Annotated in this window: 5 protein-coding genes; 3 read left to right on the top strand and 2 right to left on the bottom strand. The window is 49.6% G+C overall.

All coding sequences use genetic code 11. The annotated features are described in order from the left end of the window. Positions 1–152: 152 nt before the first annotated feature. Entirely contained in the window at positions 153–1,598 is a 1,446-nt protein-coding gene (locus RWJ43_RS04515; RefSeq protein WP_314008305.1) for a Sapep family Mn(2+)-dependent dipeptidase, read from the bottom strand. 144 nt (positions 1,599–1,742) lie between these two features. On the opposite strand from RWJ43_RS04515, the gene RWJ43_RS04510 reads away from it, so the two are divergent. Next, the gene (locus RWJ43_RS04510; RefSeq protein ID WP_314008302.1) at positions 1,743–2,264 is read left to right on the top strand and encodes a hypothetical protein; all 522 of its coding nucleotides are present in this window, start codon (positions 1,743–1,745) and stop codon (positions 2,262–2,264) included. Positions 2,265–2,311: 47 nt separating this feature from the next. Then, the gene (locus RWJ43_RS04505; RefSeq protein WP_314008299.1) at positions 2,312–5,704 is read left to right on the top strand and encodes an ABC transporter ATP-binding protein/permease; all 3,393 of its coding nucleotides are present in this window, start codon (positions 2,312–2,314) and stop codon (positions 5,702–5,704) included. A 124-nt stretch (positions 5,705–5,828) separates the two neighbouring features. Here RWJ43_RS04505 and RWJ43_RS04500 read toward each other — a convergent pair whose 3' ends face one another. Continuing rightward, the gene (locus RWJ43_RS04500) at positions 5,829–8,849 is read right to left on the bottom strand and encodes an insulinase family protein (RefSeq protein WP_314008296.1); all 3,021 of its coding nucleotides are present in this window, start codon (positions 8,847–8,849) and stop codon (positions 5,829–5,831) included. Positions 8,850–8,978: 129 nt separating this feature from the next. Between RWJ43_RS04500 and RWJ43_RS04495 the strand changes: the two genes are divergently transcribed. After that, entirely contained in the window at positions 8,979–9,425 is a 447-nt protein-coding gene (locus RWJ43_RS04495; protein WP_314008293.1) for a DMT family transporter, read from the top strand. Positions 9,426–9,463 lie beyond the last annotated feature (38 nt).

The raw sequence follows: 9,463 nt of genomic DNA, 5'->3' as shown, positions 1-9,463 counted from the left end.
TGTACGCTGGGCTAAAAGCCAACGTTAACGCGCTGCAGAATCATAATCACCCGCATATGAACTGCCTCCCATTTCTTATGTTCAAGAAATAGGAGGCAGTCAAATCAAATGGAATACAGAGGCTTTATTCTTACATTTCTGTGCTTGTAGTTTTACAGGTCAAGCTGCATCAGGCGAGCAATGCTGACAATGTAGATCTTAAGAGCACGCTTGAGCCATTCCTCAGAGATTCCCTCGTCAGGACCATGCTCCATACCAACCCACTCAGGTAGGTCTTTTGCAGCTTTGCTGTCATAAGGACCAAAGGCAACGGCACGCTTAAAGTGACGTGCATAGGTGCCTCCACCGATAACAAACGCCTGCTCATTGCTTCCTGTGTACTCATGGAACGTATCAAGAAGGGTAGTAATCTCAGGAGAATTTGGGTCAATGTAGAAAGGAACTGCATCGGAAAGAACCTCAAAGGTGCAACCATGAGCCTCACCAAGCTCAGCCATACGAGCAGAAATTGCCTCGCCAGTGGTTGAAGTAGGATAGCGAGAGTCAATAGTCTGTACGTAGACGTCACCCTTGGTACGGATAGTACCAGAGATACAGGTCAGAGGACCAAACTTGTCATCAGAACTCTGGATACCAGTACCAGTACCGTCAGTAGTTGAACAAAGCTGCTGCGAGAAGGTCAGGAAGTCGCGCTCAGCTTCACCGCAGATGTTGTTGTCAAGCAGGTAGGTTACAAGTAGGCCAATTGCGTTGATAGTTCCCTCAGGCATGGAAGCGTGTCCACCCTTACCTGTTGCGTTAATGCGGGCAAGCTTGGTGTCATCATCTTCAACACCTGCGTCCTCAACCTTGATGGAATCAGTGTTGGTCAAAGTGGAAGCGTCAGCACGAACAAGTGCGCTTGCAAGTCCTGGAATTGCGTTAGGTACGGTGCCGCCGTCAAGCTCAACAATCTTCTCGCTGTGTGCGCCAGCAATTTTTGGAGAGGTGAACTGTGCGTGGTACACGCCCTTCTCGCCGCAAATAAGAGGAAACTCAGCATCAGGAGTGAAGCAGAATGCTGGCTCTGGATACTTGGAGAGATAGTAAGGGACGTCGCCCATGCCGGTCTCTTCGTTGTTACCAACAATGGCGCGCAAGGTGTAAGGAAGCTTCTTACCAGTCTTTTTTACCTGCTCTACAAAGTAGTGTGCTGCCCAGAGTGAGAGTGCCAGAGGACCCTTGTCGTCCAGAACGCCGCGGCCCAGAATAAAGCCCTCGCGGCGGGTAACGTCAAGTGGGTCTACCGTCCAACCCTTACCCAGAGGAACAATGTCGGAGTGAGCGATGGTAGCAAGGTACTTCTCGGACTCACCAGGAAGGTCACCAAAGCCCAGGTAGCCGTCTACATCTGTAGTCTCAAGACCCAGGCGCTCTGCAATCTCAAGACCGCGTCGAAGTGCCTCATAAGACTTAGGACCCCAAGGCTTGCCAGGCTCTGCAAGAGACAGATCCTCAACGGACTCTACCTGCACAAGGTAGCGAATATCCTCAATAATCTCTTCCCAGTGCTCGTTAACAAACGCCTCAGCGCTTGCTTTGAGTTCTGCATCAGTCATGAAAAACTCCTTTAATTCAAACGTTTGACCCTGAAACATATGGAGAGCAGTGGTTTTAGCGGCATCTCGCGTATGAAATAGACAAGGTCGGGAACAAGGTACTAGTTACACTATACTTAATACCCCTTCTCAAAGGAGTTAACTATGACGAAAAAGACTTTTATTGGAAACGCATCATTTCTTGGCGTTTTAACGGTTTTGGGAATTGTGTTGATGGTTCTTAGGCAAACGCTGCCTCAAGACCCTTCTACACCGCTGTTCTATTCCTATTTTGTTGCGCCAATCATGCTGTATTTTGGCATTGCTGGCCTGGTAGGTCTGCTTATTGCACGCAATACGGGTTTCTCGTTGACTAAGACAGTGGCAGTTGTACTTCGCACGCTTGCAGCAATCCTCTTTGTACTGCCATTCTTTTTCTTCCTGATTGTGGTGCTCCCTTGGACTCTTCTCCGAGGACTTTTTGCCCTCTTGATGGTTGTCATGCTCTACGCGCCATGGTTCTGGGTGCTCTTTGGCCTGCTCTACGGCTTGAGCTGGGCTCAGCAGAAGGTTATTGAGGACGTCACTGCTGATCCATTTGCAGAGGATGCGGCAACTCAGAAAGCTACTGGCGAGAAGACCGGTGTAGCTGACACCGATGCAGCTGACGGAGATGCAATCAACTAACGGTACAGTTCCGCGCCCCACACAGTCCAACAAGAAAGAAGTAACCTGTGCTTGAGCTCAACGGTATTTCAAAGCGTTACAACACCGGTGGATTTGAACAAACCGCAATGGACCATATTTCCGTTGCTTTTAGGGATAACGAGTTTGTAGCAATCCTTGGTCCTTCAGGCTCAGGCAAGACCACTATGCTCAATGTCATTGGTGGTCTTGATCGCTTTGACTCTGGAGATTTGCTGGTAGATGGCATTTCTACCAAGAAGTTCAAAGAACGTGATTGGGATACGTACAGAAACAACCGCATTGGTTTTGTATTTCAGAGCTACAACCTTATTCCACACCAAAGTGTAGTCAGCAATGTTGAGCTTGCATTGACGCTTTCTGGTGTTCCTAAGGCAGAGCGCCACGAGCGTGCGCTTGAAGCGCTTGATAAGGTTGGTCTTAAAGCACACGCAAACAAGAGGCCAAATCAGCTTTCTGGTGGACAGATGCAGCGTGTTGCTATTGCCCGCGCTCTGGTAAACGATCCAGAGATTCTGCTGGCAGATGAGCCAACAGGTGCTCTTGACTCTTCAACCTCTGTACAAGTTATGGACCTGCTCAAAGAGGTAGCACAGGACCGTCTGGTTATTATGGTTACGCATAATCCTGAGCTTGCACACCAATATGCAACGCGCATTGTTGAGCTGGCAGATGGTCGGGTAACTGCGGATTCAGATCCATTTGACGTTGCAAGCGTTGCTCGCCGAGAAGCTAAGCCTTCTCGCAAGACCTCTATGTCGCTTCTGACCGCACTGGGCCTCTCGTTTAACAACCTCATGACCAAAAAGGGCCGCACGCTAATGACGGCGTTTGCAGGCTCCATTGGCATTATTGGTATTGCGGCAATTCTGGCGCTGGCAAACGGCGCAAACGAGTACATCAAGAAGGTTGAGGAGGATACGCTTTCAATGTATCCACTCACCATCTCTGAGCAGTCCGTTAATATTTCTTCGTTTATTTCTGGAAGTGGTAGCAGTTCTGACTCGGCTGATTCTCAAACGCAAGATGCACAAAGTGAGATGACGCAGAATCAGAAAAACGCAGAAGCCGCAAAGCTAGAAAACCAGCCCGCTGAAGGTGCTATTCCTACCAATAATAGGTTGGGGATGCAGGCAGAGAGTATCGGATCCAATGATCTGACCAGCTTGAAGGCGTTTCTCGACAATAATGGCGGCGGCATTAACACGTATGCCAGCGCTATTACCTATGGCTATTCCGTAAGTCCTTTCATCTACCTGCCAGCAGGCGCGGACTCTGGCTCTTCTGATCCTGTTCAGGTGCAGCCAGATGTTACCTTCTCTAAGGTGTCGCCTAAGATTCCGTCATATAGTCCGCTTGCTTCATTTGCAAGTACCACGCTGTTTAGTGAGCTTCCGGGAAATCCTTCCATTTACGAGGACCGCTATACGGTTCGTGCTGGTAGATGGCCCACTGCTTGGAATGAGGCTGTTCTGGTACTGCGTCCAAACGGCACCATGGATGACTTTTTGGAGTACACGCTTGGCCTGCGTGATTACGCTGGCCTGCGCTCTACCGTTGATAAAATTGCAAGTGGAGAATCTGGCACTATCGAAGAGTCTCATAATACATACACCTACGACCAGCTGATGTCTCCAACCTTTAAGCTGGTTATGCCTTATCAGCGCTATGTATGGGATGGAAATCTTGGTGTCTGGACAGACAAATCCGATGATCAGTCATACATGAATGGCCTCATTGCTAACGCACCCGACCTGCCTCTTGGTGGTGTTGTGCAGGCACAAGACCCAACTACCCCCGGAGCGCGTTCTGAGGGTATTTACTACACGCCACAACTGACTCAGAAGATGATTTCTGATGCAGAGACATCTCCAATTGTTCAGGATCAGATGAATCGTCCAGATGTTGACGTTTTCACTGGTAAAACCTTTGAGGACGAGAAGAACGGTCAAACTTCAGAGGGTCTTTCTATCAGCTCTCTCATTTCCGTTGATTCTAACGTGCTGTCTTCGGCGTTTAACTTTAATTCACAGGCGCTGAACTTCTCGTCAATTAATCTGTCTGGTTTGGATATGTCCTCGCTTGACCTTTCTGACGTGCAGTTACCTGCTTTTGATCCGTCACAGCTTAATTTGTCTGATAGCGATGTTCTGTCTTCTGTTACGTCTTCGCTTGATCCAGCTGCGCTGGCTGCGGCTTTCCCAGAGCTCTCTGCAGCAGACATTCAGCAGATTCTTTCTGGCATTACCGTTAATTTCAAACCAGGAGGACAAGCTGCTATTTCTTCGCTTATGGGCAATATTGCTCTGGGATGGAACTCTTGGAGCGCCGCTAATCCCGGTAAGACCATGGCAGACTACCTTGCAACGGATCAGGTACGCACGCAGATTGTAACTACGGTTTCTTCTGCGGTTGATACCGATGACCTGCAGCAACAGCTGGTTAGTGCTCTAGCAAATAAGCTGGGAACCAATCCAGACCTTCCAAGTGTTCAGGCTGAGGTTTCTCAGAGGCTTATGAGTGCTTATCAATCACAGATTGCAAGTGTACTTTCTGCAGCTATTACCCGTGCTATGAGTGCTTACGTGCAGTCTGCGCTAACCAGCGTGATGACACAGGTTGCTTCAAGAATGCAAAATCAGATTGCAGGCGCACTCAATACAGCTATGCAGGGCGTTGCGGCAAATATGTCCAATGCAATGCAGGTAGATCAAGCAACGCTCGCAAGTGCCTTTAAGCTCAATGCTGACCCATCGCAGCTAGCAGCTATTGCTGCGTCAATGCTAAGGGCAACGCCAGCAACGTATGAGTCAAATCTTTCTAAGATGGGATATGCGGACCTTAATAAGCCCACGTCAATCAACATTTATCCGAAAGACTTTGCAAGTAAAGAAAAGATTGTTGAAATTCTTAATACGTACAACGCCGACGCAAAGGCTGCTGGCGAAGAGTCTAAGGTAATTACCTATACCGACATTGTCGGCGCGCTGATGAGCTCCGTTACACTGATTGTAGACATGATTTCTGCGATGCTTATTGCATTTGTATCTATCTCGCTTGTTGTTTCTAGCATCATGATTGGCATCATTACGTTTATCTCGGTCCTTGAACGTAAAAAGGAAATTGGTATCCTGCGCTCCATTGGTGCTTCCAGGCGAGACATTGCCAACGTATTCAACGCGGAGACGTTTATCGAAGGTCTTATTTCTGGTGTTATGGGTATTGGCATTACGCAGCTACTCATTTTGCCCGCAAATGCTGTGGTCAAAGCCATGTTTAACGTAGACAACCTGGTGGTCTTGCCGCTGAATGGTGCGCTCATTTTGATTCTGATTAGCGTTGTCTTGACGCTCCTTGCAGGTCTTATCCCTGCAGGTAGGGCTGCTAAGTCCGATCCAGTTCAGGCGCTGAGAAGCGAGTAGCCCACTGTCTAAGCGCGTCATCTGGCGAGAAGACCGTCTAGCTGCATCTCATACCTCACAAGAAAAGCCCTGTCATACGCGTGTGTATGACAGGGCTTTTACGTTTTAGTTGCAGCTACCAGGCCTAGTTCTCCTGGCCGCCAAAGAGGTCGACAACCTCAAGACCAAGCTTGGAAGCTTCGACGGTCTCTTTCGCACCAAAGACAACAATCGAGAGGTCATCATAACTTTGAGGCATGGTGCTTCCCAGTGCTTTGATGTCTTCTACCTGGGCGTGAAGGATTTTCTCGCGAAGTTTAAGTAAACGCTCTGGGTCACGGTGGTTGAAGTACTCAATGTCCTGCCTGCGAGCAAGCATGCGAGCAGGAACAGGAGCGTCAACGCCTGCAACAGAGGCAACTACGTAGCCCTCAAACTCGTCAGCGTCTGGAGTCCACTCAGAGAGCCAGCTACCTGCGCCAACATAGCGGTCAAGGGTTGCATCAAGCGCAGGGTCTCGGTAGGAGACAAAGCTCTGCAGGCCAGCGATGGAGTTTCTAAACATAACGCCATAAGCTCCGCCCTTGACGCGAACTTCGTTCCACAGGTAATCAAGACCCAGAACTCTGGTGGCAATGAGCCAGTTACCCTGCTGTTCATTGGTTGCGTGGGCAACGTTTGGATAGGAGAGACCAACATAAGAAACGTTTGACGGAATGAGGTAGGCCACGCGCTGCAGCTTGCCTTCAGGAACAACAAGTGTCTGCGTTGCACTGTCTACCTGCGATTCATTGCCCTTCTTGAGGTTAAGAGCTCCAGCTACTTGCCAGAATGCCTCGCGGCTCTGAGTGGAGCCGGTAAAGCTGACCGTAACGTTGTCTGCACGGAAAATCTTGCGCGTAAGTGTATCCAGCTCTTTTGCAAGTTGAGGAGCGCGCTCATCCCAGTTGGCAAGCAGGTTTTTCAGGTACTCGTAGAAGCCAACGCCCGTCAGCGCATCGTTTACGCGGCTAGCAGCAGAATAGGAGGTCAAAGCCTTATTCTGCGCGGCAGTATGACCAGCGCCTACAAAGTACTGCTCCTGTGCAATGCGGCGCTGAATCAAGATGTTCTTGAGGCGGCCCAAGTCATCAAAACGTGTGCTGGACCAGACCTCAGAAGGAATGCTTGCAAGCCCCTGGGTTTTCTCGGCAAGGGCGCTTGCAGCAACAATGAAGGCAGGATGTGCCTGGTCAAGGGTGTCGCGGTCATAGATATCCGTGAAGAACGAGAGGTGGCCAAGGTTGCTCTCAATAAGAATATCCAGCTCGGATGCGGTATGTGTAGCCGTATCAAGCTTTCCCAGCGCCTCAGCAAGAATGCCCACAAGTGGCAGCTCTTCAAAGGTAACCGCGCTGGTCAAATCAAAGTAATGGTAGACGTAGTCGATGCCGTGAGCATCCAGCTCGTGCGCAATGCATGGCAGGGGAGCCTCAACCTCAAAGCCAGCAGGACGCTCTCTACCTGCACCGATATCACTGAGCGAGAGGGACGGCAGCTTGGCTAAGTCTTCTGGAGCATCAGGTGTTTCTTGCTCCAGACGCAGTGCTTCGACTTCTGCACGGATCTTCTCGACATCCTCATCGGTGAGCGTGGAGCGAAGTTGTGCCAGTTCAGTGGCTTCTTCCTGAGCCTCTCCCTCATCTGTGGGGACAAGCTCAACCTGAGCTGCGTGCGTGCTGTTGCAGATGAGCTCTAGAAGTAGCTTCTCAAAGCCCTTTTGAGCTGCAAGTTCTTTGACGTAGGCAATGGCGTCCTCGTAGCGGATGTAGTCCAGAGGACGTGCGTCGTCATAGAGCCAGCTTGAAAGCGAACGCAGCGTGTACTCAATACCGTTTGAGTACGGCTGATCATTCTCGCGCAGGTTAAACTCTGCAAGCGCAATGGAAGCGTTGAGCTTCTTTGGATCAATGCCTTCAGCGGCAATTTTCTGGCAGGTGGTTTCTACCAACTCACGAAACTTCTGAGCTGCGCCCTCCTTAAGGCCTTTGAGCTGCAAGAAGAGCATAGGTTGGGCAAGGTCGTCGGAGAGATAGTAGCTAAAGTCATCGCCAAGCTCTGCGTCAAGAATTGCACGCTTAAGCGGGGATTCATTGGAGCCCATGAGGGTGTCAAACAAGATATCTGCTGCCATCATTTTATTGCGCTGGTCAGGTGTTCCAAGCACGTAGCCCAGGCCAACGCTGGAGTTGTCGGCTGTGGTGTTCATGCGGACCTGGCAAGGCTCGGGCAACACGGGTGCCTGCAGGTTAAGCGGATTAGGGGCACCTGCATCTCGTTTCTCGGCAGCTGCAAACCTCTGGGCAATGAAGGAGAGCTCACGCTCACAGTCAAGGTCGCCGTAGAGGAAGGTGTAGCTGTTAGAGAGGTCGTAGTGGCGAGCGTGGGTGTCCAGGAAGTTCTCGTAGGTGAGTTCGGGGATTGCACGAGGCTTACCACCGGATTCTTTGCCGTATGCGGTGTCAGGGAAGAGGGCCTCGCTCACAGAATCGTAGAGCACGCGATCAGGGTCGGAGAGGGCGCCCTTCATCTCGTTGAAGACAACGCCGTTGTAGCTCAGATTGCCCTGCTCGTCAGCCTCTAGGTGCCAACCTTCCTGCTCAAAGATGCGCTTGCGCTTATAGATTGCAGGATGCAGAACGGCGTCTAGGTATACGCTCATCAAGTTTTCCAAGTCAGCTACATTGGTGCTGGCCACAGGGTATACCGTCTTGTCGGGGTAGGTCATTGCATTTAAGAACGTCTGCATAGAGGTCTTGAGCAGGTTAACAAAAGGCTCTTTGACAGGATAGGCATCGGATCCACAGAGAACAGAGTGCTCCAAGATGTGGAAGACGCCTGTGTGGTCTACAGGAGGTGTCTTAAAAGCAATGGCAAACGAGCGATTGTCATCGTCGCAGGCAAACCACATAAGGCGGGCACCTGTAGGAACATGCTTAAAGATGTAGGCGTAGCCAGAAATCTCGTTAACCCACTCAGCTGAGATTACCTCAAAGCTCTTGTCTTCTGCATGAAGCGTACCAACAGAAAACGCGCTGTCCATCTGCGAATACTTGGATGTCATAAGCTGCCAATCTATACGAAAACTTACGTGAGCATTAATGCCGTTTTGGACCATCTTGCCCATTTGAACCGTTTGGAGACTTGAGACTCCGCATAAAGCAGGGTAAGGTGGATTTTTGTTATTGTGATACTACCGCGTCAGAGAAAAAGTGACACTTGTATCCGTATTTTGTAATGAAAGATTTATACCCAGATGAATGATTTCATTTCTCATGAGAGCGATGTGGAGTCTTCTAAGGCCACAGACGTTTTAGAGACTTCTGCAGAAGAGGAAGCACTTGGAAGCGATGACGCTGAAATAACCCCTGATAACAAGAAGAAAATCTATCGAGGAATGCTCTTTGTCTTGATTGGTGGAGCTTCCTGGGGCGCATTTGGAACCGCTGCAAAGTACCTGCTTGATATCTATCACGTTGATCCGATGTGGTTGATTGATATTCGTGAGCTTTGTGCCTGCTGGTTATTCTTAGGAACTGCTTTTGCATTTGATAGAAAAAATCTCACAACTGTCATTAGGATGCCAAAAGAGCTGGCAAATATTTTTGTTGTCAGTCTGTTTGCCATTCTTTTCTCGCATGTTGCCTATATTTATGCAGTTAATGCTACTAATTCTGGAACTCCAACCATCATGCAGACTTAGGGAAAGTTGGGCGGTTTGGCCTTTTACTGTGAGGTTGG

The organism is Lancefieldella parvula (assembly GCF_963530955.1).
Taxonomy (GTDB): Bacteria; Actinomycetota; Coriobacteriia; order Coriobacteriales; family Atopobiaceae; genus Lancefieldella; species Lancefieldella parvula_A.
The sequence above is the reverse complement of the archived record's forward strand: the minus strand, read 5'-3'. Positions and strand labels throughout refer to the sequence as shown.

Excerpts from the sequence above, each read along its gene's own strand:
- RWJ43_RS04515 (WP_314008305.1), bottom strand. The coding sequence starts at position 1,598 with ATGACTGATGCAGAACTCAAAGCAAGCGCTGAGGCGTTTGTTAACGAG.
- RWJ43_RS04510 (WP_314008302.1), top strand. The coding sequence starts at position 1,743 with ATGACGAAAAAGACTTTTATTGGAAACGCATCATTTCTTGGCGTTTTA.
- RWJ43_RS04500 (WP_314008296.1), bottom strand. The coding sequence starts at position 8,849 with ATGGGCAAGATGGTCCAAAACGGCATTAATGCTCACGTAAGTTTTCGT.
- RWJ43_RS04495 (WP_314008293.1), top strand. The coding sequence starts at position 8,979 with ATGAATGATTTCATTTCTCATGAGAGCGATGTGGAGTCTTCTAAGGCC.